The sequence below is a fragment of the Mucilaginibacter sp. Bleaf8 genome (assembly GCF_018390515.1).
Taxonomy (GTDB): Bacteria; Bacteroidota; Bacteroidia; order Sphingobacteriales; family Sphingobacteriaceae; genus Mucilaginibacter.
The window spans coordinates 863803-888806 of sequence record NZ_JAHBBK010000003.1; the positions used below are offsets into that span (position 1 = coordinate 863803).

Consider the following 25004-nt stretch of genomic DNA (forward strand, 5'->3'; position numbering starts at 1 on the left):
CATGAAAAAAATACTACTGGTAGAAGACGATCCGAACCTGGGTTCCCTGCTGCAGGACTACCTGCAACTGAAAGGGAAGTTTGATGTGGTGCTTTGTACAGACGGCGATGCCGGTTTGCGCGAGTTTACCAGAGATAGCTTCGATTTGTTGATACTGGATGTGATGATGCCCAAAAAAGATGGCTTTACACTGGGCAAAGAGGTACGCAAGCTTAACGAGCAGGTGCCCATTATTTTTGCCACAGCCAAAGGCATGATCGAGGACAAGACGCAGGCCTTTAATTTGGGGGGTGATGATTACATTACCAAGCCGTTCCGTATTGAAGAATTGTTGCTGCGCATTAATGCCCTGTTAAAGCGTGTTGCCGGTACAACTGAAAAGGAAGCCGAAAAGCCAACCCAGTTCGCGATTGGAAAATATCATTTCGATTTTACGCAGCAAACTATTATGGCCGATGGCGTTCAGCAAAAGTTATCAACCAAAGAAGCTGCTTTGCTGCGCTTACTTTGCCTGCACAAAAATGAGGTACTTACCCGTGAAGAAGCCCTGCTCAATATCTGGAATGATGATAATTATTTCAATGGCCGCAGTATGGATGTGTTTTTAAGCAAGCTGCGTAAGTATCTGAAAGATGATCCAAGCGTTGAAATTATTAACGTGCACGGACGCGGTTACAAGTTGCTGGTTAATTAACCGGCTTTATTTATATTTTGCCCGAAGTGAATAATATTGCCATTGTTATCTACAATACTAAATTGCCGCATTCCCCAGGGCTTTTCTTCTAACTTTCCATTTGGATGTACAATACCGAGCGGCTCATACTCGGCATATAAGTCATCAGCGTTGTCTGTATGGATATAGCATCCTGTTTGTTTAGGTATCTCTGCATCATTACAGGGCCATAAGTGCAAAAATATGCCATCCCGGCTTAGTATATATAGCCATCCCAGCTCGAGTGAAAGGAAAAGCCTGCTTTTCGGGTGTAAAATTCTATCGTTTCTTTCTCATTTAGAGAAGCCAGTACCGGAATGGCAGATAAAAGCATGTGATTTTAAGATTAAGTGCAAATTATTAGTTACAAAGCTAATAAACGGCCGGCATTTTTTAGATTTGGTAAACGCTAAAACAATCTGTATGAACAAATCTTTACTTTTTTCTGCTTTATTGGCTGCCGGTATTGGCTTTTCGGCCACGGCACAGGAGATGGTCGACAAAGCCGCCGTGCAAAAGATACGCGAAGAAGGCTTAAACCATTCGCAGGTAATGCAAACCGCATTTTATATTACTGATGTAGCCGGTCCGCGGTTATCCGGTTCGCCGGGATTAAAACGGGCGCAAGAATGGGCCGTAAACCAGCTTAAAAGCTGGGGAGTTTCTAATGCTAAATTGGAACCCTGGGGTAAATTTGGCAAAGGTTGGGAAGTGCAAAAAAATTATGCGGCTATTACCGTACCTTACTACCATGCTATCATCGCTATCCCCAAAGCCTGGACACCCGGCACCAACGGCCCGATAAAAGGTGAGGTGGTGTTGCTAAAAGCCGACACGATTACCGATCTGGATAAATACAAGGGCAAGCTGCAAGGCAAAATTGTGATTTTTGATACCAAAGCCGAGTTGACGCGCAACCCGCAGCCCGATTCAAAACGCTATACAGACGAAGAACTGGCCCAAATGGCTGCTGCTACGGTGCAGCCGGGTGGACAGCGTCGCGGTGCACCGGGTAGTAATCCGGCATTTGCGGCACAAATGGCTGCACGCCGTAAAGCAATAGCTATGCGCACTGCCATGAATAATTTTATTAAAACCGAAAATGCTGCTTTGGTTTTGAGCCAGGGCCGTGGCACGGATGGTACCGTATTTACCACTAATGGTGCATCCTATGCAGATACGGCAAAAGCAGTAGCCCCGGAGCTGGAAACCAGCGGCGAAGATTATTTGCGCATTGTGCGCTTGCTGCGTGCCGGCCAAAAAGTAGAAATGGAAGCCGACATTAAAACCCAGTTTTTTACTGATGATATGAACGGCTACAACGTAATTGCCGAAATACCCGGTACCGATAAAAAGCTGAAAGAGCAAGTAGTGATGATTGGCGGCCATTATGATTCATGGCATGCCGCAACCGGCGCTACCGATAATGCTGCTGGCAGTGCCGTAATGATGGAGGCCGTTCGTATTTTGAAATCTATTGGCTTTAAACCAAAACGTACCATCCGTATTGCGCTTTGGAGCTCGGAAGAGCAGGGGCTGTTCGGCTCGCGCGGTTATGCGGCCAGCCACTTCGGTACAGCATCAGAATTAAAACCGGAGCAGGCGAAAGTATCTGCTTATTATAATCTGGATAACGGTACCGGTAAAATACGTGGTATATACCTGCAAGGTAATGCCGCTGTTGATCCTATTTTTAAAGCATGGTTGGAGCCGTTTAAAGATTTGGGCGCTGCTACCACTACTATCAGCAATACCGGCGGTACCGACCACCTGTCGTTTGATGCAGTGGGTATCCCAGGCTTCCAGTTTATTCAGGAACCAATGGATTACAACACCCGCACCCACCACAGCAACCAGGATACTTATGACCGTCTTTCGGCCGATGACCTGAAACAAGCTGCTACCATTGTGGCATCATTGGTATACCATACCGCACAACGTGCCGAGATGTTGCCACGCAAAGAAGCACCTAAAGCTGCCGGTACCAATTAATTATTAAAACATACATACATTTATAAATGGCAGGGTACTAAAGGTGCCTTGCCTTTTTTTATTAACAGGGGTCGCAAGGGAATGATGTTATCGTTATTTTGGCTGCCTGAATATGAGTCGGAAAGTAGACGAAGATATCATCTTTAAAAATGCCAGCCCAGCAGAACTGGACGGTTTTGACCGCAGCTTTGATAACTGCCAGTTTATCGGTTGCGATTTCTCTTATGCCGATCTATCGAACAAAACATTCATCGATTGTACGTTCGATACCTGTAACCTGTCGCTCATCAAACTGGGTGGCGCAGGTTTACAAAACGTTAACTTTAAGGATTGTAAACTTACAGGCGTAAATTTTAGTGGCGCTTCTAATTTCTCCTTTTCTGTAAGTTTTAAAAGCTGCCAGTTGGATTACAGCATCTTTACCGGCAAAAAGATGAAGGCTGCAAAATTTGCAGACACTTCGTTGTCTGAAGTGGATTTTACAGAGGTAGACTTAACCAATGCCGTGTTTGAGCATTGTAACCTTAACCGGGCTGTTTTTAACCGAAGCATTTTAAAGGGAACTAACTTTGTTACCTCTTACAATATTGTTATCGATCCCGAAAATAACGTTATGGATAAGGCTAAGTTCAGCCACGATAGCCTGGCCGGGCTTTTAGCCAAGTATAACCTAATTATTAAATAATAGAGTCTTATTAAACCTAAAGTTATCAGGAATATGGGATCCAAGCCAGGCATTGGGTACTTATAAAGTTAAGCACCTACTATCCCTCTGTTTTATTCTTCCGGAATATTCGTCCCGACGTTTAAATAGACGCCCGTAAAAAAAGGAATAAGAGTAGAAGTACAACTGCTATAATGATGATCACACTAACACTGGCGGCAGCAGAAGCCTTATATTCTGGATTAGGGATATGCCTTTTTTGAACTGGATCCCAAATCAACTTTGGAGTTCCGTATGTAACGCCTTCCATCTTTGTTGAATGATTTGGATCTAGTGTTTTGCCTTCTCCTGGTTTAAAATCTTTTCCACAATTAAGGCAGGTAATAATAATTTTATTACTTCCAATTGTTCCTGCAAACAGGCCTATGCCACCTGTTACGAGAACACCAGCTACAGCTTTTTTGCCACTAAACCCCTTTTTATTAGCACTAAGTTGTGTGGAACCACATTTAGGGCAATGTATTTCGAGTTGAGAATCAGTAGTCATATTAACATTATAATGTGAGAATCAAAAAAAGTCAACGCAGCAGTTTTATGCTAAAAATAAACGCAAGTATTAATGATTTTTAGCCAGCTTGTTATCTTTTGTCCATTCAACTTGTAGTATCCATTTTATTAGCGCTTACATTACCTGTACGCTTCAGTACGCCCCAGCCGCTCAGCTCACCTTTCAGCGCCTTACGGATAGATTTGAACAGAATGTAGTACATCAGCTGCCGCCAAACAAAACGTTGCGGGATAATATATATCAGCTTCTTTAGACTTTCTCGCTCCATCTTGAAAGCAATGATAGCCACAACAAAGTCGATCAAAATAAAAGCTGCATAGTAACCGAATATTTTGCCCGGATGATCGCTGAAGAAACCGGCAATCATCATCAAATCGGCCAGTGGCGAAAACAGCGGCAGTATGATCTGAAATATCAGAATATTCGGCATACCCACCATGCCAAAGAATTTGTATTTGCGGTTAAACAGCGCATCGCGGTTTTTCCAGAAGCTTTGCATTACTCCAAAACTCCATCTAAAGCGTTGTTTCAGTAAAGCCTGCAGGGTTTCTGGCGCTTCGGTATAAGCAATGGCCTCGCCGGCGTTGCGGATAATGTAATCGTGCTTCAGGATGCGCATGGTCAGGTCGCAGTCCTCAGCCAGCGTATCGGTAGTGAAACCGCCTGCGCGGAAAATGGCTGCTTTGCGGAAAGCGCCGATAGCACCCGGTACTACGGTAATGCTATTCAACAGGTCGAATGCACGGCGGTCCATATTTTGCGCGGTGATATATTCGATAGACTGCCAGCGGGTAATCAGGTTAGTTTCGTTACCTACCTTAACTGTTCCGGCAACGGCGCCAATCTCCTCGTCGGTAAAGTAAGCCATCAGGTGCAAAATGGCATCGTTTTTCAATAGGGTATCCGCATCAATACAAACCACATAGTCGTGCCTGGCATGGCTGATACCAAAATTGAGGGCCGATGCTTTGCCACCGTTGGGTTTGGTTAACACCTTTACTACCGGGTGGTTACTGTAGGCCATGCTTACCACTTCAAAAGTTTTATCTTTTGAGCCGTCGTCCACAAAAATGATCTCCATTTCGGGATACTCCAGCTGGGTAAGGCTTTGTATTGTTTTTACAGCCGTAATTTCCTCGTTATATGCCGGTACAATAATGCTTACCGGTGGTAGCTTGGTCTTATCAATAATATGGTCGGGCGCATTTTTATTCGTTGCGAACTGCCTTACAGCCAGTATGCCAATCAGTATAATACGGCCTACTGCCAAAAATATGGCCGACAGGAACAGGTATAAACAGAACCAGTTGCTGTAAAACAGACCTACAGTAAACCAGTCATACAGTTTGCCGGTAACACCACTGTTGGCATCATCATGTACAGGCGGCATCAGGTCAGCCTTCTTTTTGTTCAGCACATCGGCTATCGTGGTAAACTGGTAGCCATGGCTTTTAAAATAACGGATGATGGCTGGCAGTGCTTTTACCGTTTCCTCGCGCGATTCGCCGCCCGCATCGTGCAATAGTATCATCGAGCCATTATCATGCTGTGCAATGGTACGGGCAATGATGCTGTCGGCTGTTACACCCGGTTCCCAGTCGTGCGGATCGATAAACTCACCGATGTTGATATAGTTTTCTTTACGGCTCTGCGCCACCGGGATAATTTCGGCCAGTGTTTGCGGCTCGGCATCGGCGTTAAACGGTGCGCGGAAAAGTACCGTACTATGCCCGGTGATGGATTCAATCAGCTTACGGGTAGAGTTAAGCTCCAGGCTTACACGTTGCAAGCTGATCTGTGAAATATCCGGGTGAAAAAAAGTGTGATTGCCGATTTCATATCCTTCGTCGTAAATGCGTTTCAGGATAGGGATATTTTTTTCGACCATGGAGCCAACTACGAAAAACGAAGCCGGTACTTTCTCCTTTTTCAGAATATCGAGTATACGGGGCGTATAGTTCGGGTCTGGCCCGTCATCAAACGTGAGTACTACTTTGCCTGGCGCGTAGCCATACCGCCTGATCACGTATTTGGTTGGCAGCTTGATATACCGCTGATTGGTGATAGTAAAGTTTTGGTTATCCAGGTTAACATCAATCTGGCCGGTGGTAGGGGTGGTCACCAAATCAAGTACCTCACCGTCGCCGGCGTAATCAATACGGTTGTTTAAACCTACGGTGGTAAGCTTCTTTACATCAACGCCGGTTTTGCGCAGCGAGTCGATCGATAAGTTTTTTTGGAAGAACGACCATAGCCGCGGGTCTTCGGTGCCTAAGCGCCATAGGGCTACACCGCCGGTAGCCCAGTCATCGGCCATGCGGATGATGTTAAAATTAGTAGCAGCATCGGCAAAGTACACGGTGTGCTGCAAGCTGTCAGAACCTTTATAAGTATAGCTCAGGTTGGCCGATTGCGGATCGAACTTGATTACACTACGGTGTTCTTGTGCCGTACTCACCGCCTGCTGATAGCCCATTGCCTGGCCTGCGCTGTTCAGGGGCCAGTCATAACCGCCGCCTGCTACGGCTAATATTACTTTTTCGCTGGGTACTTTGGCGCATACATCATCCAGTATCTCTTCAACCCAGTGCTGGTGCGATATATCTCCGGCATTGGTTACGTCGGTATGCTGGTCTATCGCCATAACAAAAAGGTAGTCATTTACCTTTTGCAGGCGTGCCAGGTCAAACTCATCGTCCTGCGGCGATACATTCTGGGTCACCAGGAAGCCCTTGGCATGCAGGGTTTGATAAAGTTCCTGTTGAAAAGCAATATAATTGGGCGTATTACGGCTGCCGATATCCTCAAAGCTCAGGTTAAGGCCCTTCAGGCTATACTTTTGCAGATTATCGGCCAGATTATTAATAAAGGCCGTACGCAGCTTTTTGTTATTGATAATACGGATAACATCCTTACTATCAAACCCGCCTGTCGTGTTCGTATAGTTGATATAATTGGTTAAAGATACGATGACCGGCTTTTTGAACTTTTTATTCAGATTTACCAGGCCCGTGTCCAAACGCACGGTAATCGTATCCTGATTAGGTGTCATAGAAAAGCCTTCGCTTACAATCATATCCAGCTTGGCTATATGGTCAACCAGCGAAGCGTAGGCCTGCGGCTCCCATGCATGGTAAAAACCTGCACTAATGCGGTTGGCATTATTGGGATGCTTAAGCTGGTGCTGCCGGCGGGCACGCTCCAGCGCCTTTATTTCTTCTTTTTGTATAGTAAACGACCTGTATTTGGTTGACCGCTTAAGCCGGTTCAACTCATCTTGGGTCAGTTTTTTAGGCGTAGGTGTAAGATTGGGCAGAGCGGGGTATTGTTTGGAGCTAACCGTAATAGCAGCAGCTACCACACCGCTAATGAGTACCAACAACAACAAGCGGCTAAGCCATTTAAAACGATTCCAACGATTGGGATTATCTGCTTGAAAGATTTGCTTTTCAGCCATTAACAGGATATTTAAACTTCGGCTACAAAAGTACGGCTTTTGTTATGAAGATAATAGAGAAGGAAGTACAGAGGCCTATTTGCCGGCTTTACCCGGCTCTACCGACGAAAAATCAACGCCGCATTTACAGTTGGTGCCACAGCCTTTTTTGGCAACCAGGCTCTTATAAATCATCCGCCCCACATAAAAAACAGCGGCAATAAAAAGTAAAATTATAATAGCTGTTTGTACATTCATCACACAAAATTACATTACTACTGCTATAATATACGCATAATGCGGCCGGTTATTATGCAGTTTTACTTTTATATGAAGCAAGTTAATATAGCTGTGTATAAATATTTTTAAAGCATAAAGCCATGCTCCGGAAGTATACTTTAACAGCATACCTCCGGTTGCATGGCTTTGTGAATTATTGCAGCAGGTTATGCTTTTTTCTTGGCGGCTGGCTTTTTAGCTTTGGCCTTGGCTGGTTGTGCTTCTGCAACCGGGGCTGCAACAGCTGGCTCAGCAACTGCGGGTTGCTCCGTAGCTTTGGCTTTTGCCTTAGGTGCAGCCTTTGCTTTTTTAGGTTTTTCGGCAACTGCTGGTTCCGGTTGGGCCTCTTCACTTATCGGGTGGTCAATTACACCAATGCTTACATCGGCTTTGGCAGCCGGCGCTTTTGCTTTTACCGGAGTGCTTACCAGCGGTGTTTTGCCAACTGCAGCTTTGATGTATTCGCCCCAGGTAAGATTGTCAATACCGTCTTTCTGCTTTTTAGCACAATCAATAGCGTAAGTAGCAAGCGTATCAACTACCCAGTCAAAGTTTTCCTGGCCCAATAGTTCGGCGTCAACCTCGGCTACCGGGTTGCTGAAATCAATGGCATAGGGTATGCCATCACGTACGGCAAACTCCACAGTGTTGAAATCATAACCTATGTACTGGTTTATTTTTAAAGTATACTCTTCAATGGTTTTTAACAGTTTTTTAGCTGCTGCCGATGTGCCCGGCTGGCCCAGTTGCTGGTTGCCCTGATTGTATTGCATAATACGCACATGCTTGCCGCCAATGCAATAGCAACGGAAGTACTCATCAAAGGTAATGGCTTCCTGCAGCATCATTACCTGCTGGCCGGTGCCTTCAAATTTACTCCACAGATCTTCCTGATCTGCTATCTGATAAACGCTGTCCCAGTTGCTGCCGTCAACCGGTTTTAAGTAAGCGGGGAAACCTACGTATTCAAAAATGGCATCCCAGTTAAGTGGGTAGGCCAGGTTTTGAAAAGATTGGTCGGTAGTACCGGCAGGCAGTTCTTTTGATGGTAACAGCACGGTTTTAGGCACCGGTATGCCTAACGTAACGGCCAGGGCATTGTTAAAGAACTTTTCATTGCCTACGGTGTAAAACGGATTATTGATAACTGCCGTTCCTGACAGTGCTGCATTTTTAAGGGTTGCCTGATAAAAAGGCACATCCAGTGAAGCGCGGTCAATAATAACGGCGTAATCCAGCGGTTCGCCCTGTAATACTTTGTCTATCCGGACAAACTCGGCGGTAATGTTTTTGTCGGCTTTTTCGTTAACACGATCAACAATGGCTTGCGGAAAAGTACTGTCCTGGCCAAATAAGATACCTATTTTTTTCATGGTAATGGATATGGATTTGTGGTCGGTTTTTGGAGTTTGCTATCTGTTTAATTTTTATTGATAAAAAACAAGACAAACGGATTGTTTGACCAAGCCGTAACTATTATACAGATATGATGCGAAGCAGCTTAAAATGTAACCGCAATTTAAACATAATTTGATATCAGCAACTATTAATTCTCAATGCATTGTAAAATCGTTGCAAAGCTTTAAAATGCAATAAATTAAGCGTATCTTTGCGCAAAATTCAAGAGGCATATTTCATGCAAAATCAAATTCGTAACATTGCTATTATAGCACACGTTGACCACGGTAAAACTACACTGGTTGACAAAATTCTGCATAGCTGCGCCATTTTTCGTGATAATCAGGAAACCGGTGAGCTGATTCTGGATAACAATGATTTGGAACGTGAACGTGGTATTACCATCGTATCTAAAAACGTATCAGTACGTTACAAAGATGTAAAAATCAACATCATTGATACCCCAGGTCACGCCGACTTTGGTGGCGAGGTAGAGCGTGTGTTAAAAATGGCCGACGGTGTATTGCTGCTTTGCGATGCTTTTGAGGGCGCCATGCCGCAAACCCGTTTCGTAACCCAAAAGGCTTTGGCTTTAGGCTTAAAACCTATTGTGGTTGTTAATAAAGTAGATAAAGAGAACTGCCGCCCTGAAGAGGTGTACGAGCAGATATTTGAATTGTTCTTTAACCTGGATGCTACCGAAGAGCAATTAGAGTTCCCGGTAATTTACGGTTCATCGAAACAAGGCTGGATGAGTACCGACTATAAGGTTAAAACCGATGATATTTTCCCTTTAATGGATGCTATCCTGGAAAATATCCCGCCGGCACCTATAAGTGAAGGTACGCTGCAAATGCAGATCACTTCGTTAGATTATTCATCTTTCGTAGGTCGTATTGCAGTAGGCCGTGTAGCTCGTGGCGTTATTAAAGAAAACCAACCGGTATCTTTAGTAAAACGCGATGGTACAATCCAAAAATCAAGAATAAAAGAGCTTTATACTTTTGAAGGTTTAGGAAAAGTTAAAGTTCAGGAAGTTAAGTCGGGTGATATTTGCGCAGTTGTAGGTATTGAAGGTTTTGATATTGGCGATACTATCGCTGATTTTGAAAATCCGGAACAACTGGAAGTTATCCACATCGACGAGCCTACCATGAACATGCTGTTCACCATCAATACCTCACCGTTTTTTGGTAAAGAAGGTAAATTTGTAACATCACGCCACCTGCGCGATCGTTTGTACAAAGAGATGGAAAAAAACCTGGCTCTGAAAGTAGTTGAAACCGAATCTCCGGATGCTTACTTAGTATATGGCCGTGGTATCCTTCACTTATCTGTACTGATCGAAACCATGCGTCGTGAAGGTTACGAGTTGCAGGTTGGTCAGCCACAGGTTATCATCAAAGAAATTGATGGTGTTAAATGTGAGCCGGTCGAAGTATTAACAGTAGACGTACCTGGTGATGTTGCTGGTAAGGTAATTGAGCTGGTAACCCAACGTAAAGGCGACCTGCTGGTAATGGAACCTAAAGGCGATTTGCAACACTTAGAGTTTGAAATTCCGGCACGTGGTATTATCGGTTTACGTAACAACGTATTAACCGCTACCGGCGGCGAGGCTATTATGGCACACCGCTTTAAAGCTTACGAGCCTTGGAAAGGTCAGATCCCTGGTCGTTCAAACGGTGTATTGGTATCTATGGATACTGGTAAAACTACCGCTTTTGCTATCGATAAATTACAGGACCGCGGTCGTTTCTTCATCGAGCCTGGTGTAGATATTTACGAAGGTCAGGTTTTAGGCGAACACATTCGTGATAACGATTTGGTGATCAACTTAACTAAAGGCAAGCAGTTAACCAACATGCGTGCATCAGGTAGTGATACCAACGTGCGTATTGCACCAGCTATCAAATTCTCGTTAGAAGAATCAATGGAGTATATCCAGGCTGATGAGTACATTGAGGTTACCCCACAAAGTATCCGTATCCGTAAAATATACCTGAACGAGAACGAAAGAAAAATTAACGCTAAAAAATTCGCACAAGCGTAATTTTCACTATACTAATTGAAAAGCGGGCTTTTTAAACCCGCTTTTTTTGTGCCCATCATTTTTTTGCTCAGTTTCAGATTATTTATTGCTTATACAGCAGATGTCTTGTTAAAAAGGGTATATTAGCGCAACTAATCCTTATTATCAACACAATTAATGCAATTGGTATGCAATTACACGTCCAATCTGTCGTACTTACAATCCTTCTCTCATCCGTCAAGCAGTCACATTTTTCCATGTTGCCTTTAGAAACAAATAATTCTTAAGAGGTAGCCCATTGTATCTTGTTTTTATAGCAAATACCCCGTATAGGCCATTTTGCTGATTCTCACACTGTTTTTAAGCTTGATTTTTATGATTCATAATATACGAGTTGAAGGTGTTGTTGTGCTGTACAATCCCGAACTGTCAGCTATTGACAATATCAAATCTTATATCAATCAATTAGATACCCTTTATATAATTGATAACTCTGAGCACCCTGATGAGGTGTTTTTACAACAACTTCGAGAGACCGGTAAGTACATTTATATAAGAAACATTAAAAACCCAGGTGTAGCATGGGCACTAAACCATGCTGCTGCATTGGCCATTGGGAATGGTGCCCACTGGTTACTTACCATGGACCAAGACAGTAAGTTTATGCCTGAAGCTGCGTTTAAGCTAATTGATTTTGCTGTGTTACAGGATAGCAGCCAGGTAGGATTAGTGTCTCCTTTTCATGAAACCGCTATTTCGGTGCGTCCGCAAACGCAGATAGATGAGGTGCTGACCACTATGACATCAGGTAACTTAGTCAGTTTAGCGGCATATAAACTGATCGGTGGGTTTGATGAGGATTACTTTATAGATGCTCTTGACTGGGATTATTGTTTACGGCTAAACTTGCATAAATTAAAAGTTTTGCGGCTCAATAGCGTTTCGTTGGGGCATCATCTGGGAAATCCGTCCTACCATAGGTCACCCTCGGGCAAGACTGTAGTAACGTTAAATTATAATAAATTAAGGCGTTTTTATATCACCCGCAATAAGCTTATCATTCTTGCCAAATACCGGAGTGTTTATCCTGATTTTTGCAGACAAGTTATCAAAAGTCTGAAGATGGATTTAAAGTATGTTGTTTTGTATGAGAAACAAAAAGCAGTGAAACTGCAATATATGTTAAAAGGAGCTATTTGTTATTATTTGGGCCATAGAGGTAAACTTGGATATACACCCAAACTGGTGCAGGATTTGGTTGTAACTCATAACGCCCCGGTACTTTTAACTGATGCTGCTATTTAACGTAGCCTATAACTACAGTTTTAGCGCTAACAGATATATGGAAAGTTTGTGTACCTAAGCTAAAGTGCTCGATTTTAAATTAATAGCTTAGCTAAGGTGAATATAATACTAAACTTTGAAACGGATTAAAATAAAGTAAAAGCCTTGTCATGCGAGGCTTTTACTTTACCTTAGCAGCGCTTTAAGCCAACCTATACAATATAAGCATATAAAATGCCTGAACTTATTACATGTATTCTAAAGTTATCATCATAACATACCTTAGCCGCGTTAACAAAGTAGGCAAAGTGAAACCTCACATTACAGCTTTATAAGCTGTTCTTTTCTTTTCATAATCTAAACTCAATGATAAAATCAATTTCAAAAGCAAAGCTTATTCAGGCTATTGGTGTGGCCTTGTTATTCACCTTAGGATTCAGTTCATGCCAAAAAGATGGCACCCTGCCCGAAGATATCAGCAAGATTGTTTTAGGTAAAGATACTTTAACTATGTATGCTGGTGATGTAGTAGATATAGATTACAAGATCACGCCATCTAACTATGATACAACTCTACTTGTCTGGTCGGTGTCTGACACCTCTGTAGTATCTATCAATAAAGGTAAAGCAACTGCAAAAAAAGAGGGCTTAACTACTGTGACTGTGAAAAATACGGCTAATACAGTATCAGTTAGTTGTGTAGTGAAAGTAATAGACGCCTTGGATAAAGGTTTGATTGCCTACTGGAAATTTAACGGTAATAACCGCGATGCATCCGGGAATAAAAATAAAGTGACTCTTTATAACATAAGCACAGTTGCCGACCGTTTTGGTAAGGCCAATCATGCTTTTTCTTTTAATGGATATAACAGCTACCTTTCGGTTGCTGATAACCAGGCGCTACGCTTAAACAATACCAACTTTACGCTGAATGCCTGGATTAAGATGGATACTCACAACAATTCTTATGGTTCCATGATTCTGAATAAACACCTTACCGGTGTTGATAACGGCTGGACCTGGAGTATAACAGGTTATGCGTCAAATCCATTTGCTGTAGGCTTTTTTGGTCCTGGTGGCGGTAGTAATAATGCATATGGCTCTAAAGAGATTACTCTTAACGGTTGGCATATGGTTACAGCAGTTTACAATGTAAGTACACAAAGGTTAAGCATGTACGTTGACGGTGTTTTGGATAACGTAACTAATAATGTTTTATCGCCTAATGCGGCTATTACCACCGGACTCTATATCGGGCGTGATAATCCAAGCGTTAATACCAATGGCTATTTCTATAAAGGTATTATGGATGATATTCGCATATATAACCGGGCTTGTAACCCAACTGAAATTCAGCGGTTATTTCAAGCTGTAGAAAAACAGTAACATAAACGAATATAACATTATCAAAAGGGCTGCTTTATCACGTAAAGCAGCCCTTTTATTAATGGTGCTTTTTGATGCCTGCTTTGTACAAATACTTGTTGATAACGTTGTTAATATCTTCCGATAGATCAAGGAAGTAAACGGCTGCACCAAATGATGCAGCTATAAAAGTGCTACGAGAGATTGCTGTCCAAAGTAAGTTGCCGTTTAATGGAAACAGCCATATACTTGCATAGTATATCAAAATTATAAAAATTAATGTTGCCGGAATTTTAAGTGTAAACGGCTGCATTTTGAATACAAACAGGATAAACATATACCGGCACAAATTAAAGATTATAATGGCGGCTGCATATGCCATTGCGGCTCCTGTAAGCCCGTAACGTGGTATGAGTAAAAGGTTGAACAGGATAGTGATGCCAATAAGAAATACGTAAAAGAACGAGTCGTATTTAAAGTACTTTGATGTACCGATAATAATGGAGTTGATGCCGGTTGCTGAATCTACTATATATCCCAGCCCGATAAAAAGGATTACATACTTACCTGAACCGTATGCAGGCGGAAGCAGGCTGAAAGCAAAATCAATATTGGCCCAGATGAGTATAAAAAGAAAGATAGAGCTGATGAGTTGGTTGATACAGCTCTTCTCATAAAGCTGTCGGATTTGCGGTAAGTCATTATTTTTCCAAGCATCGGCCACAATCGTAAAAGCAATGCCATATAGTGCCCGTGTAGGTACAGTAATGATGCTGGCAAGATTAAAGGCCAGGTTGTACACGCCGGTACTGTCTAAGCCGTATTTTTTATTAATAAAATAAGAATCCAGATTTTGTAGTATAAGTGGGGCGTAGCCGGTCAAAATAGCAAATAAGCAAATGCTAATCAGTTTACGTAACAGATCCTTGTCCAAAAACTTAAAGTCGGGCTTAAGCGGAAACTGCTTGTTGCGTATCAGGTTCTGCATCAGCATCAGAGTTGGCAAGCAATTGGCTGCCAACCATATCACCATAAAAAATTTAAAGTCAATGATCTTAAAATAGACCAGTGCCAGCGGCAAAAGGATGAGTGCGCGCTTAATGAATTCATTTAAAAAGGTGCCCGTTGTTATATTGTATAGCATGCGCGCATACAAATTGAATACATTAAAAAATAAAGTAAATACGGTAAGCGGCACCAAATACCAGTAAAAAGAGTTAAATAAATTTGATTTTTGCGATTTCTGGCTGATGATTTCGTCTTTGAAGATAAATGCTCCTGCAAGGAACAATATTGTGCCGGCCACGGCAACCATACACGATAAAAACAGATAGCCATGGTTTTGCGACTTTTCGTCTCTGAAGTAGGGAAAGTACCGTGTGGTGCCATTAAAACCCAGCATAGCAAACTGGGCAAACAGCAGTGCATAACTGGGTAACAGGTTAACTAAACCTACCTGCTCTGTAGTAAGCGCATGTGGTTGAATAAGATAAATAGAAATAAAAGCTATAAAAGTACCTAAGTAAGAGTATATAGAGCTTTTAATGGTTTGCTGCTGAATAACGCCCATTTAAAAATGTTGCTGTAAATCGGATTATAATATAAAGTAATATTTTTGACCAAATTTATGGCAAACATAAAACATAAAATCAGTGTACTCACAGTAACTTATGGTGATAGGTGGAAATTTTTACATCAGGTTATTGAACGGGTAATTGGTTTTGAGCAGGTAAGTGATGTAATTATCGTAAATAACGCATCCACCTATAGCGTAAGCGATAAAGTAAAAGCGCTGGGAGATAATCGTTTAAAGGTACTTGATTTTGAAGATAATTTAGGTTCGGCCGGCGGTTACAAGGCGGCACTGGCTTACGCTCATCAGCACACGGATGCCGATTTTTATTTTTGGCTGGATGATGATAACGTTCCTGATGAGAATAGCTTACCGGTATTGTTGAATGCATTTGCCGAGCTGGAGGGCTTAAATGAACTGACAGCCCTGTATTGCCTCCGTACCGACCGAAAAGCCCATATCAAAGTAGCTCAGGGTGAAAACCCGGACCGTTATTATCTGGTTCCGGATAATTTTTTGGGATTCAATTTATTTCGGATTCCTTATAACCAGCTGCAAAAATGGCGTGATAAGCGCGTTGCCGCAAGCCGGCCTCACCAAAAGTACGCTCAATTGCCGTATGTGCCTTATGGTGGTTTGCTTCTACCTAAAACCGTAGTAGATAAAATAGGTTATCCCGATGAACGGTTTTATTTGTATGTGGACGATTCTGAATACTCTTACCGTGTTACGGCAGCGGGGGGCAAAATTTGGCTAGTGCCTGCGTGTGAGGTAGCAGATGTAGATAAATCACAGGGTGTAGGGTACAAGCCCAAAGGTTTATTTGCTTCTGTACTGCTCGATCAGTGGTCGTTCCGTACTTATTATCATGTGCGCAACCGTATTTACTTTTATAATAAAGTAGCCACTAAAAATAGGCTGGTTTTTTACTTAAATAAGTTTCTTTTAATGAATTGGCTCAAATTAATTAGTATCATTAACGCGCAGCAAAAGGAATACAAAAAGTTGGCCGTAGCCGTATATGATGGGTTACACGGAAACTTAGGTAAAGCCGATGCGCAAAAGTTTTAGCTGGATATCTTATTAGCATTTACTGAGTAAAATCAAACCATTAGCACTGTAAGGGTATGCCTGAAAATAACAATATCATCAGTAAAGAATTAAAAAGCGCTTACGACAGCTTTTACAAAGAGCATGACGAAGCCTGGCGTATGTTAGGTGCCAAGTACAAAGCAGAACATATTATTGCTGTGTGTAAAGGCCATAGCTTTAACAAGGTGCTTGAGGTTGGTGCAGGTGATGGCAGTATATTAAAACTGCTGTCCGAACAGAACTTTGCGCCGGAATATCATGCAGTCGAGATTTCGGAAAGCGGTGTGCAGTATATCCAATCGCGCAACATTGCCAATCTGAAATCGGTACAGGTGTTTGATGGTTACCATTTGCCTTTTGCAGATGACAGCGTAGATTTAATCATCCTGTCGCACGTGCTGGAACACGTGGAGCATGAGCGCCTTTTGCTGCGTGAGCTAAAACGGGTTGCCAAAATGTATGTTATTGAGGTGCCGCGCGATTATAAGCCCGAGGTGGATAAGCGAATCAGCCATTTTTTAGCGTATGGGCATATCAATGTTTATACACCAACTTCGCTGCGATATTTACTGCGTACTGAGGGTTTTGAAATTGTTAATGATCTGACTTCGATGATTGCCCCCGAGGTAACCCGGTTTAACAACTATATAAACATGAAGAAGCCTAAAAGCTTTTTCACTGACCTGAAAATAGCAGCCGAATTTTCTGTAAAGAAAAGCCTTGGCAACTGGCTGGGTAAAAAGAAGCAGGAGCAACTGGCTAATGCCTATACTGTGCTATGCAGTAAGGCGACCGAACAAACCAGGATTTTCTAATACCTTTACACCCGATGCAAAACCTGGCTCCAATAGCATTATTTGTTTACAATCGTCCCGATCATACCCGGCGTACGCTTAGTTATCTTCAAAAAAATATATTAGCCGAAGAGTCGCGCCTTTACATCTTTTCGGATGGTGCCAAAACAGAATCCGATAAGGCCAAAGTGGAAGAAGTGCGCCAGCTTGCTCAGGAAGTAACCGGTTTCAAATCTGTAAAACTCATTAACCGGGAACAAAACGTTGGCCTGGCAAATTCCATTATCAACGGTGTTACCCAGTTGGTAAATGAGTATGGTAAGATAATCGTTTTTGAAGATGATTTGCTGGCCTCACCTTATACGTTGGAGTATTTTAACGAGGCTTTGGCGCGTTATGCTAATGAGGACAAAGTGATGCACATTGGTGCCTACATGTACAACCTGAAAACACCGGGTTTGCCGCATACGTTTTTTTACCGGGCGGCCACCAGCTGGGGTTGGGCTACCTGGGGGCGCGCATGGCAATACTTTGAGCCTGATGTAGATAAGCTGATGCAGCAGTTTGATACCAGTAGGATCCACCAGTTTTCAATTGAGGGCACCATGAACTTTTGGAAGCAAATGCTGGAGTTTAAGGCCGGTAAAAATAACTCATGGGCAATACGCTGGTACGCATCTATCTTTTTACGCGGTGGGTTAACGCTTAATCCTTCCCAATCCTTTATTCAAAACATCGGCCATGATGGTACCGGCGTACACTCCAACAAAGAAGATATTTATACGGTGCGCCTAGCCCAGCAACCCATAAAGGAATACCCCGCATTGATTGAAGAAAACGCACCTGCTTACCAGGCTATCAGGCAGTTCTTAAAAAACCGTAAAGGTACCTTGTGGCAAAGGGGTGTTAGATTTATCGTGAAGATCAAAACGAAGTATTGGCAGAAGGGTTAAGGCTGTTAATTTACTCCTAGTCTTGTATGACGGCCTAATTTAAAACATACTGTTGTTTTTCATGAGGATAAGGTTGAGATTTGACCACAGCCTATGGATAATACTTTCCTTTTTACCGCAAAAAAGAAAGTAACCAAAGAAAAAGCTCCCGGCTAAACTTTCCTTATGTTCTGCCTCTGCGTAAGTTCAAGGCAGTAGTAACCGGAAACGTTAAATATTCTTCAATGATATAAGTTTATTGGCTTAAAAAGCGTGGGGCTACTGTTGCGCCCGGGCCAGTGTTGGCATTGCGGGCTGACAGGTGATCGCAACAGATAGGCCCTTTTGTTTCTTTTGTGGCTATGGCAAAAGAATAGCCTCCGCGGCAATGAGCGGACAAAGTAGGTAAATAGAACTACAATAAGTTTATAGTGCAGAACGCAAATTTAACAGCATGAAGTATAAACCAATTACTTCACTGCCTTTACCACAATATAAGGTGATAAAGCCTTGCTTTCAACCGGAACAACTTTAGTAGCAACCTTGCCCGATAACCATAATAGTTTCAAAAAAGCTTTGGTAACAGCGCTTTGCTGATCACGGTTTTCGAGCCAGATAGAGAAATGACCATAATAATACGCTTCAACATCTTTTAAGCCCAACTCGCGGCAATATTGCGCCAGCAGGGTAGGGTTCATGCTGTTGATATTGTGCTTATTATAATTATCCATATCGTAACTGCGCTGCACCCAGCCGTTAACGCCGGTAAAATTAGGCAGGGTGATGAATAGCGTACCGCCGGGCTTTAAAAACTGCAGGTGGCGGTCAATCACATCTTTGGTATCGTTGAAATGTTCAATTAATCCGCATGAAAGTACCAGGTCATACTGCTGCTGCGGCTGGTAGTTGAACAAGTCGCCTTCAATCACCTGCACATCCTGGGTAGTAAGCGCATTAGCTGCTAATACCTCTTTTAAGATAGGCTGATGTACATAAAAGTCGAACAAGGTAGTATCCAGCCCAAAATACTTTTTCAGGAAGATGGCATAATAACCCGGAAACCCGCCCAGTTCAATAGCCGATTGTATAGGTTTGCTGCCAATCAGCTTTTTAAGCAATTGGTAAAAAGTATAATTGGCAGGTACATTGAAGGCGAGGTCTTTCTTCGATTCCCAGTAATTGGCCCAGAATTTACGGTCGGTGAGTTCGTTGCTCATTTCAATTGCAAAGAAAAGACTTTTACCCACAAGTAAGTGAAAAATATGCAGGCTTACTGCTGCTCTGTCATTGCGAGCGATAGCGAAGCAACCCCGTTACATGATAAGCTAATAAATGTGATTGCTTCGTCGTTAACACTCCTTAGATGACAGTTTGCGGTAAATAAAAAAAGCCATGTAAAATACATGGCTTGAAGTAATTCTATTAAAGTTATCAGTACAGTAACTGATCGTACGGATAACGCTCAGTATGTATGGCAATAATTTTGTCATACAACAGTTTCCTGAACTCATCTACATTCTCTTTTTTTAGGGCCGAAATAAAGATCGCCGGACTATTGTTTGAGGCCATCCAACTGCGTTCAAACTCCTCGATGGTCAGCGGTGTAGCCGGATCATCAGGGTGCGTTTGCACAGGTTGGTAAGCATCCACTTTGTTAAATACGGTAATCACCGGTTTATCAATAGCGCCCAGATCTTTCAGGGTTTCATTTACGGTTTTGATTTGGTCTTCAAAACTTGGGTGCGATACGTCAACCACGTGTACCAAAATGTCGGCTTCGCGAACCTCATCCAGGGTAGATTTAAAGCACTCCACCAAATGGTGAGGTAGCTTGCGGATAAAGCCTACCGTATCTGATAACAAGAACGGCAGGTTATCAATCACCACCTTGCGTACGGTGGTATCCAGCGTTGCAAACAGCTTATTCTCCGCAAATACATCCGACTTGGACAGCATGTTCAGGATGGTTGACTTACCCACGTTGGTATAACCTACCAAAGCCACACGCACCAGCTGGTGGCGGTTTTTGCGTTGTGTTTCATTCTGGCGGTCAATATCCTTCAGCTTGTCTTTCAACAACGATATCTTGTTCAAAATCAAACGGCGGTCAGTCTCAATCTGCGACTCACCCGGACCGCGCATACCAATACCACCTTTTTGTCGCTCCAAGTGAGTCCACAAGCGGGTAAGGCGGGGTAGCAGGTACTGTAGCTGGGCCAGCTCAACCTGGGTTTTTGCCTGTGCGGTTTGTGCACGGTTGGCAAAAATATCCAGTATCAGGTTACTGCGGTCCAGTATCTTTACCTGTAGTTCGTTCTCAATGTTACGCAGTTGCGAAGGCGATAGTTCATCATCGAACACCACCATATCTATTTCTTCAGCCTTTACATAAGCCTGTATTTCTTCCAGTTTACCAGAACCCACAAAAGTAGCCCGGTCTGGTCGCTGCATCTTTTGGGTAAAGGTCTTTACCGTTTTACCACCTGCAGTGTCCACCAGAAACTCCAGCTCTTCTAAATATTCTCTCTCCTGTTCTTCGGTTTCATTAGGTGTAATGATACCTACCAAAACAGCGGTTTCCTGCTTTATTGCAGTATCATAAAATTTTTGTCTCATTAACAGTAATATAACAATGTAAGTGCCAATTTACTAAATCCCGCTGAAATGTCGGGTATAGCCAATGGTTGTGCCAATATAGCAGTGGGGCGTTATCGGATTTTAAATGGATGAGGCAATTAAGTTAAAGGTTGTTAGTAAGTGCTTATTTGATACCTCCTTTTTGACTCTTAATTCTATCTTGCTTCTATCAAGGGCATTCCCGAAATGGGTCAGGCTTTCCGCTCATACGCCTGCAGGCCTTAGCCAACGGGCCGGTATCCGCTACAATCCTTAACGCAGTCCGTCTAGCGAAGTTTGAGAAGCAATAGGTATTTAGAAGTTAAAAGCGTTATTAAAATTGACGGAAAGTGGCACAGCTATTTGGTTGCGTGCAATAGGTCGCCTGCTAAGAGATTGCCACGCTAACGCTCGCAATGACAAGAGTTTTTAAACATAGAACTTTTCAAAAAAAAACAAGCGCGGGCCCTCTTTCGCACCCGGCCGGGAGCTGGCCTTGCAGCGTTGGCAGGGATTGCGAAAGATAGACTTTTGCTTACTTTGTGGCAATGACAAAGTAAGTAGCCTCCGCGGCAATGAGCGGACGATGTAAGTACACAACCGCTGTTGGGAGTTAGCTGCATAAACAATGTATAGCAGCAGCAGCACACATTTTACCTCAAATCCCGCACAAACTCCTCCATCGCCAATCCCGGATCAGCCTGCCGCATAAAGTTTTCGCCAATTAAAAAGCCGTTGAAACCGGCCTGTTTCAATTGCTTAATAGTATCGGGGTTGCTGATTGCGCTTTCAGATACCTTCATAAAGCCATCTGGTATATGCTCGGCCAGCTGGAACGAGGTTTCAACCGAAACGGTAAAATCGGCCAAATTACGGTTATTAACACCAATGGCATCTACGTTGTCATCAATGCTGCGTTGCAGTTCTTCCAGGTTGTGTACCTCCAGCAATACGCTCAGGCCAATACCTTTGGCCAGTGCAGCAAAACTTTTTATCTGCTCGGGAGTAAGAATGGCCGCAATCAGCAAAATAATATCGGCACCTAGGGTTTTAGCTTCTACAATCTGGTACTCGTCTATCATGAAATCTTTGCGCAGCAGCGGTATGTCGTTCACTTTACGGGCGGCTAATAAATCGTGCTTGGCACCCATAAAAAAGTGGCGGTCGGTAAGTACTGAAATGGCCGATGCACCGGCTGCGGCGTAAGCCTGCGTTACATCCTGTACCTTTACCTGGTCGTTAATGATACCTTTGGAAGGCGACTTGCGCTTAAATTCCGCAATGATGCCCGTGCGTGCCGGATCCAGTAAAAAATCCTTTAAAGATAACGGCTCGCGCGTAAACATCTCGCGCTCCTCGAGGTGTATATAGGGGGTAACAATTTTGGATGCTGCTACCTCTTTCTTTTTCTTTTGTACAATCTGATCTAAAATAGTCATAAAGCCTCCCTTTCCGGTAAAGAGAAAGTTGTGTGTTTTTGTGTTATATAATTAACGTACAATCAGCTGATTTTATGCGCTTGGCTGGCTGGCTACTCAGCAACTCCCACTTAAGCGGGCCTTGGGGCCAGCCAATTGCTAAGCATCTCCTTGCCGTACTCCGTCAGTACGGATTCCGGGTGAAACTGCACACCGCGTACATCAAAGCGGGTATGACGCAGCGCCATGATAGAGTTGTCGGTTTCATCAATTGCGGTTACGGTTAGTTCCTCAGGCAAGCCCTCGTTTGATACCACCCATGAATGGTAACGGCCCACGTTGATTTGCGTTGGCAGGCCGCTAAATAAAGGCTCGTGCTGGTCGGTCACTTTTACCGGTGTAGCTATACCATGCATCGGGCGACTCAGGTTGTACAGCTTGCCGCCAAATACTTCGGCAATAGCCTGTTGGCCAAGGCATACACCAAATATACTTTTGGTAGGTGCATAGGTTTTAATCACATCCAGCAACAAACCAGCTTCAGACGGTATACCCGGCCCCGGCGACAGGATGATCTTGTCGAACTGCTCTACATCTTCCAGTTTAAACTGGTCGTTTCGCCATACCTCGCAGTCCAGCCCCAGTTCATTTACCAGATGCACCAGATTATAGGTGAACGAATCGTAATTATCTATAATTAATATCTTATTGCTCATCTCAAAACCGTTTAAATGTATCTCAATTTCTTTACTCACAACTCAAATTTCTTCTGCCATTTCAATAGCCTTGCGCAGGGCGGCAATTTTATTGTTTACTTCGTTCAGTTCACTTTCGGGAATGGAATCGGCCACAATACCTGCGCCAGCCTGGTAGTGCAGCACGTTATTTTTACTTAAAAAGGAACGGATCATAATGGCATGGTTAAAGTCGCCATTAAAGCCCAGATAGCCTATGGCACCGCTATAAAAACGACGTTTAATGTTCTCATTCTCGTCAATAATCTCCATTGCCCTGAATTTAGGTGCGCCGCTCAGGGTACCTGCAGGGAACGTGTCGGCTACAATTTTAAACGAGGATACGGCAGGATGCAATTTGCCGCTTACGTGCGATACGAGGTGAATAAGATGCGAGTAATATTGCACCTGTTTAAATGATTTTACCTGTACCTGTTCGCAGTGGCGGCTCAAATCATTCCGGGCCAAATCAACCAGCATCACGTGCTCGGCCGATTCTTTAGGGTCGGCCTCCAGCGCGCGGGCTGCTGCTGCATCTTTCTCATCATCGCCGCTACGTTTAAAGGTGCCCGCAATGGGGTAGATGCTGGCCTCACGGTTTTTGATAGTAATCTGCGCCTCAGGCGATGAGCCGAAAATGCGGAAGTTGCCATAATCGAAATAAAACAGGTAAGGCGATGGGTTGATGGAACGCAAGGCGCGGTACACATTAAACTCATCACCTAAAAATGAACGGGAAAATGCCCGCGATGGCACAATCTGAAATACATCGCCCCGAAAAATGTGCTGCTTTACTTTCTTTACCAGTTCAATAAACCCTTCGTCGGTTAAGTTAGATTGCTCAACTGCGGTAGACTGGAAATGATATTCCGGGAAATCTTTATTCTTGATCAGGTATTCAACTTTCTCAATACCTGTTTGGTCCGGTTCATTTTCCGGGCTGTTCTGGAAAATGTAAAGCTCATTTTTAAAGTGATCTACCGCAATAATGTAGCGGTAAATATGGTACTGCATGGTGGGTATCTGCCGGGCATCCTCGGCTACCTCCTTAAGGCGTATGGTTTCAAAATGCTCTACCGCCTCGTGCGTAAAGTACCCAAACAAACCATTGGATAAGATTTTGAACGGCTGCACATCGGTTTCAAAGCGCTGTAAAAAGCTTTCAATACAATTCACCAAATTGAAAGTGCCCGGAGCCGATTCCTGTCTGCTGCCATCCGGAAAGGTTTCGGTAAGCGTACCTTCGTTTAATGTCAAGCCGCTGATAGGCTGGCAGCAAATATAACTCATGCTATTATCGCGACTATGATAGTCGGAACTTTCCAGCAGCAATGAGTTTGGAAATACATCGCGCAGGCGCAGGTATATGCTTACCGGCGTGGTAGTATCGGCCAGTAACTTTTTATAGGTGGTAGTGAGTTTAAACTTTTGCATTGCTTTTTAAAAATCCTTAATAAAACAAAAAACCCGGCGTGGTTGCGCCGGGTCTCAAATCAGGTTTATAATTGCTCAATATCTTTTGCTCTGATCACTAAGCTGTCCGGCTGCCTGTATTATGCAGGTGCCACCAGATCAGGTTATGTGATTTTTTTGTCATATTTAACAATGGCAAATATAGAAAGAATATTAAGATTGCAAATTTTTTTGAAAAATATTTTAGTTAAGCCGTAACTCCTAATAACGGACGTTTGGCTAATATTATTGCAGCTACAATTACTATCAGGGCTAAAATGTAAAAAATAGCAATTGCACGGTGCTTAGCTTCGGGCAGTGCCGCTTTTTTAGATTTGCTGTGGCCAATGGTAATCAGCACTATAGCAACCAGCATCATGGTTAAATGCTCAACCGTCCAGTAACGGATGCTGGCCTCTTTCATGGTGTTGCTGCCAAACTGCACAAACGGGCTTAAAAAGTACAGTACAGCGCCAATTAATAGCTGTGTATGGGCCGATATCATGGCAAACAAGTTTAGCTTGCGATTGCCGGCAGTGTATGATTTTTTGCCTAACCATCCGCTCAGTGCTTGAATGATAGCAACAAGTATCAATATCAGAACTAAAAAGCGAAAGCCTGAGTGCAGGTATTTTACCAGATTATAAGCGTTCATAGAGGGTT

Annotated in this window: 21 protein-coding genes; 9 read left to right on the plus strand and 12 right to left on the minus strand. The window is 43.2% G+C overall.

Annotated features, from left to right (window positions below; genetic code table 11):
• Position 1: 1 nt before the first annotated feature.
• A complete protein-coding gene (locus KHS38_RS17285; protein WP_213489786.1) occupies positions 2–694 on the plus strand; it encodes a response regulator transcription factor in 693 nt (230 codons plus the stop codon).
• Here KHS38_RS17285 and KHS38_RS17290 read toward each other — a convergent pair.
• Positions 691–912, minus strand: coding sequence for a VOC family protein (locus KHS38_RS17290; RefSeq protein WP_213489787.1), 222 nt, complete (start codon positions 910–912; stop codon positions 691–693). The genes KHS38_RS17285 and KHS38_RS17290 overlap by 4 nt on opposite strands.
• A 223-nt stretch (positions 913–1135) precedes the next feature.
• Here KHS38_RS17290 and KHS38_RS17295 point away from each other — a divergent pair, with 223 nt between their 5' ends.
• Both KHS38_RS17295 and KHS38_RS17300 read left to right on the plus strand, forming a co-directional pair.
• Positions 1136–2704: a M28 family metallopeptidase gene (locus tag KHS38_RS17295; RefSeq protein WP_213489788.1), complete on the plus strand. Its 1569-nt coding sequence runs from the start codon at positions 1136–1138 to the stop codon at positions 2702–2704.
• A 112-nt stretch (positions 2705–2816) separates the two neighbouring features.
• On the plus strand, positions 2817–3389 hold the full coding sequence (locus KHS38_RS17300; protein ID WP_213489789.1) for a pentapeptide repeat-containing protein: 573 nt from the start codon (positions 2817–2819) through the stop codon (positions 3387–3389).
• Positions 3390–3510: 121 nt separating this feature from the next.
• Here the strand turns inward: KHS38_RS17300 and KHS38_RS17305 are convergent, their stop codons facing one another.
• From KHS38_RS17305 to KHS38_RS17320, 4 genes are all read right to left on the minus strand, one after another.
• Positions 3511–3915, minus strand: a complete 405-nt coding sequence (locus KHS38_RS17305) for a hypothetical protein (RefSeq protein ID WP_213489790.1) — start codon at positions 3913–3915, stop codon at positions 3511–3513.
• Positions 3916–4021: 106 nt separating this feature from the next.
• Positions 4022–7393 carry a trifunctional glycoside hydrolase family 18/polysaccharide deacetylase/glycosyltransferase family 2 protein gene (locus KHS38_RS17310; RefSeq protein WP_213489791.1) on the minus strand — a complete coding sequence of 1124 codons (3372 nt, stop codon included), beginning with the start codon at positions 7391–7393 and terminating at the stop codon, positions 4022–4024.
• Between the two features lie 75 nt (positions 7394–7468).
• Positions 7469–7630, minus strand: coding sequence for a FeoB-associated Cys-rich membrane protein (locus tag KHS38_RS17315; protein WP_213489792.1), 162 nt, complete (start codon positions 7628–7630; stop codon positions 7469–7471).
• A 188-nt stretch (positions 7631–7818) separates the two neighbouring features.
• Positions 7819–9024 (minus strand): ATP-grasp domain-containing protein, encoded by a 1206-nt coding sequence (locus KHS38_RS17320; RefSeq protein WP_249665447.1) that lies wholly within the window; start codon positions 9022–9024, stop codon positions 7819–7821.
• A gap of 263 nt (positions 9025–9287) precedes the next feature.
• Here KHS38_RS17320 and typA point away from each other — a divergent pair, with 263 nt between their 5' ends.
• From typA to KHS38_RS17335, 3 genes are all read left to right on the plus strand, one after another.
• Positions 9288–11102 carry a translational GTPase TypA gene (gene typA, locus KHS38_RS17325; RefSeq protein WP_213489793.1) on the plus strand — a complete coding sequence of 605 codons (1815 nt, stop codon included), beginning with the start codon at positions 9288–9290 and terminating at the stop codon, positions 11100–11102.
• Positions 11103–11456: 354 nt separating this feature from the next.
• Entirely contained in the window at positions 11457–12386 is a 930-nt protein-coding gene (locus KHS38_RS17330; protein WP_213489794.1) for a glycosyltransferase, read from the plus strand.
• 345 nt (positions 12387–12731) lie between these two features.
• Entirely contained in the window at positions 12732–13751 is a 1020-nt protein-coding gene (locus KHS38_RS17335) for a LamG domain-containing protein (RefSeq protein ID WP_213489795.1), read from the plus strand.
• Positions 13752–13809: 58 nt separating this feature from the next.
• Here KHS38_RS17335 and KHS38_RS17340 read toward each other — a convergent pair whose 3' ends face one another.
• Positions 13810–15300, minus strand: coding sequence for a lipopolysaccharide biosynthesis protein (locus tag KHS38_RS17340; protein ID WP_213489796.1), 1491 nt, complete (start codon positions 15298–15300; stop codon positions 13810–13812).
• Positions 15301–15357: 57 nt separating this feature from the next.
• Between KHS38_RS17340 and KHS38_RS17345 the strand changes: the two genes are divergently transcribed.
• The 3 genes from KHS38_RS17345 to KHS38_RS17355 are packed head-to-tail and all read left to right on the plus strand — an operon-like array spanning position 15358 to position 18142.
• Positions 15358–16374, plus strand: a complete 1017-nt coding sequence (locus KHS38_RS17345; RefSeq protein WP_213489797.1) for a glycosyltransferase family 2 protein — start codon at positions 15358–15360, stop codon at positions 16372–16374.
• A 56-nt stretch (positions 16375–16430) separates the two neighbouring features.
• Positions 16431–17210, plus strand: coding sequence for a class I SAM-dependent methyltransferase (locus KHS38_RS17350; protein ID WP_249665448.1), 780 nt, complete (start codon positions 16431–16433; stop codon positions 17208–17210).
• A 14-nt stretch (positions 17211–17224) separates the two neighbouring features.
• Entirely contained in the window at positions 17225–18142 is a 918-nt protein-coding gene (locus tag KHS38_RS17355) for a glycosyltransferase (protein ID WP_213489798.1), read from the plus strand.
• A 449-nt stretch (positions 18143–18591) separates the two neighbouring features.
• Here the strand turns inward: KHS38_RS17355 and KHS38_RS17360 are convergent, their stop codons facing one another.
• The 6 genes from KHS38_RS17360 to KHS38_RS17385 all read right to left on the minus strand — a co-directional run bounded on the left by KHS38_RS17360 (position 18592) and on the right by KHS38_RS17385 (position 24996).
• The gene (locus KHS38_RS17360) at positions 18592–19338 is read right to left on the minus strand and encodes a class I SAM-dependent methyltransferase (protein ID WP_213489799.1); all 747 of its coding nucleotides are present in this window, start codon (positions 19336–19338) and stop codon (positions 18592–18594) included.
• A 214-nt stretch (positions 19339–19552) separates the two neighbouring features.
• Complete coding sequence (gene hflX, locus KHS38_RS17365; protein WP_213489800.1) at positions 19553–20737, minus strand: GTPase HflX; 1185 nt, start codon at positions 20735–20737, stop codon at positions 19553–19555.
• Positions 20738–21390: 653 nt separating this feature from the next.
• On the minus strand, positions 21391–22176 hold the full coding sequence (gene trpC, locus KHS38_RS17370; protein ID WP_213489801.1) for an indole-3-glycerol phosphate synthase TrpC: 786 nt from the start codon (positions 22174–22176) through the stop codon (positions 21391–21393).
• Positions 22177–22286: 110 nt separating this feature from the next.
• On the minus strand, positions 22287–22871 hold the full coding sequence (locus tag KHS38_RS17375) for an anthranilate synthase component II (protein ID WP_213489802.1): 585 nt from the start codon (positions 22869–22871) through the stop codon (positions 22287–22289).
• A gap of 42 nt (positions 22872–22913) precedes the next feature.
• The gene (locus KHS38_RS17380) at positions 22914–24323 is read right to left on the minus strand and encodes an anthranilate synthase component I family protein (RefSeq protein ID WP_213489803.1); all 1410 of its coding nucleotides are present in this window, start codon (positions 24321–24323) and stop codon (positions 22914–22916) included.
• Positions 24324–24549: 226 nt separating this feature from the next.
• Complete coding sequence (locus KHS38_RS17385) at positions 24550–24996, minus strand: cytochrome B (protein ID WP_213489804.1); 447 nt, start codon at positions 24994–24996, stop codon at positions 24550–24552.
• Between the last annotated feature and the right edge of the window lie 8 nt (positions 24997–25004).

Coding starts and splice junctions, on each gene's coding strand:
- KHS38_RS17285 (WP_213489786.1), top strand. CDS start 2: ATGAAAAAAATACTACTGGTAGAAGACGATCCGAACCTGGGTTCCCTG.
- KHS38_RS17295 (WP_213489788.1), top strand. CDS start 1,136: ATGAACAAATCTTTACTTTTTTCTGCTTTATTGGCTGCCGGTATTGGC.
- KHS38_RS17300 (WP_213489789.1), top strand. CDS start 2,817: ATGAGTCGGAAAGTAGACGAAGATATCATCTTTAAAAATGCCAGCCCA.
- KHS38_RS17305 (WP_213489790.1), bottom strand. CDS start 3,915: ATGACTACTGATTCTCAACTCGAAATACATTGCCCTAAATGTGGTTCC.
- KHS38_RS17310 (WP_213489791.1), bottom strand. CDS start 7,393: ATGGCTGAAAAGCAAATCTTTCAAGCAGATAATCCCAATCGTTGGAAT.
- KHS38_RS17315 (WP_213489792.1), bottom strand. CDS start 7,630: ATGAATGTACAAACAGCTATTATAATTTTACTTTTTATTGCCGCTGTT.
- KHS38_RS17320 (WP_249665447.1), bottom strand. CDS start 9,024: ATGAAAAAAATAGGTATCTTATTTGGCCAGGACAGTACTTTTCCGCAA.
- typA (WP_213489793.1), top strand. CDS start 9,288: ATGCAAAATCAAATTCGTAACATTGCTATTATAGCACACGTTGACCAC.
- KHS38_RS17330 (WP_213489794.1), top strand. CDS start 11,457: ATGATTCATAATATACGAGTTGAAGGTGTTGTTGTGCTGTACAATCCC.
- KHS38_RS17335 (WP_213489795.1), top strand. CDS start 12,732: ATGATAAAATCAATTTCAAAAGCAAAGCTTATTCAGGCTATTGGTGTG.
- KHS38_RS17340 (WP_213489796.1), bottom strand. CDS start 15,300: ATGGGCGTTATTCAGCAGCAAACCATTAAAAGCTCTATATACTCTTAC.
- KHS38_RS17345 (WP_213489797.1), top strand. CDS start 15,358: ATGGCAAACATAAAACATAAAATCAGTGTACTCACAGTAACTTATGGT.
- KHS38_RS17350 (WP_249665448.1), top strand. CDS start 16,431: ATGCCTGAAAATAACAATATCATCAGTAAAGAATTAAAAAGCGCTTAC.
- KHS38_RS17355 (WP_213489798.1), top strand. CDS start 17,225: ATGCAAAACCTGGCTCCAATAGCATTATTTGTTTACAATCGTCCCGAT.
- KHS38_RS17360 (WP_213489799.1), bottom strand. CDS start 19,338: ATGAGCAACGAACTCACCGACCGTAAATTCTGGGCCAATTACTGGGAA.
- hflX (WP_213489800.1), bottom strand. CDS start 20,737: ATGAGACAAAAATTTTATGATACTGCAATAAAGCAGGAAACCGCTGTT.
- trpC (WP_213489801.1), bottom strand. CDS start 22,176: ATGACTATTTTAGATCAGATTGTACAAAAGAAAAAGAAAGAGGTAGCA.
- KHS38_RS17375 (WP_213489802.1), bottom strand. CDS start 22,871: ATGAGCAATAAGATATTAATTATAGATAATTACGATTCGTTCACCTAT.
- KHS38_RS17380 (WP_213489803.1), bottom strand. CDS start 24,323: ATGCAAAAGTTTAAACTCACTACCACCTATAAAAAGTTACTGGCCGAT.
- KHS38_RS17385 (WP_213489804.1), bottom strand. CDS start 24,996: ATGAACGCTTATAATCTGGTAAAATACCTGCACTCAGGCTTTCGCTTT.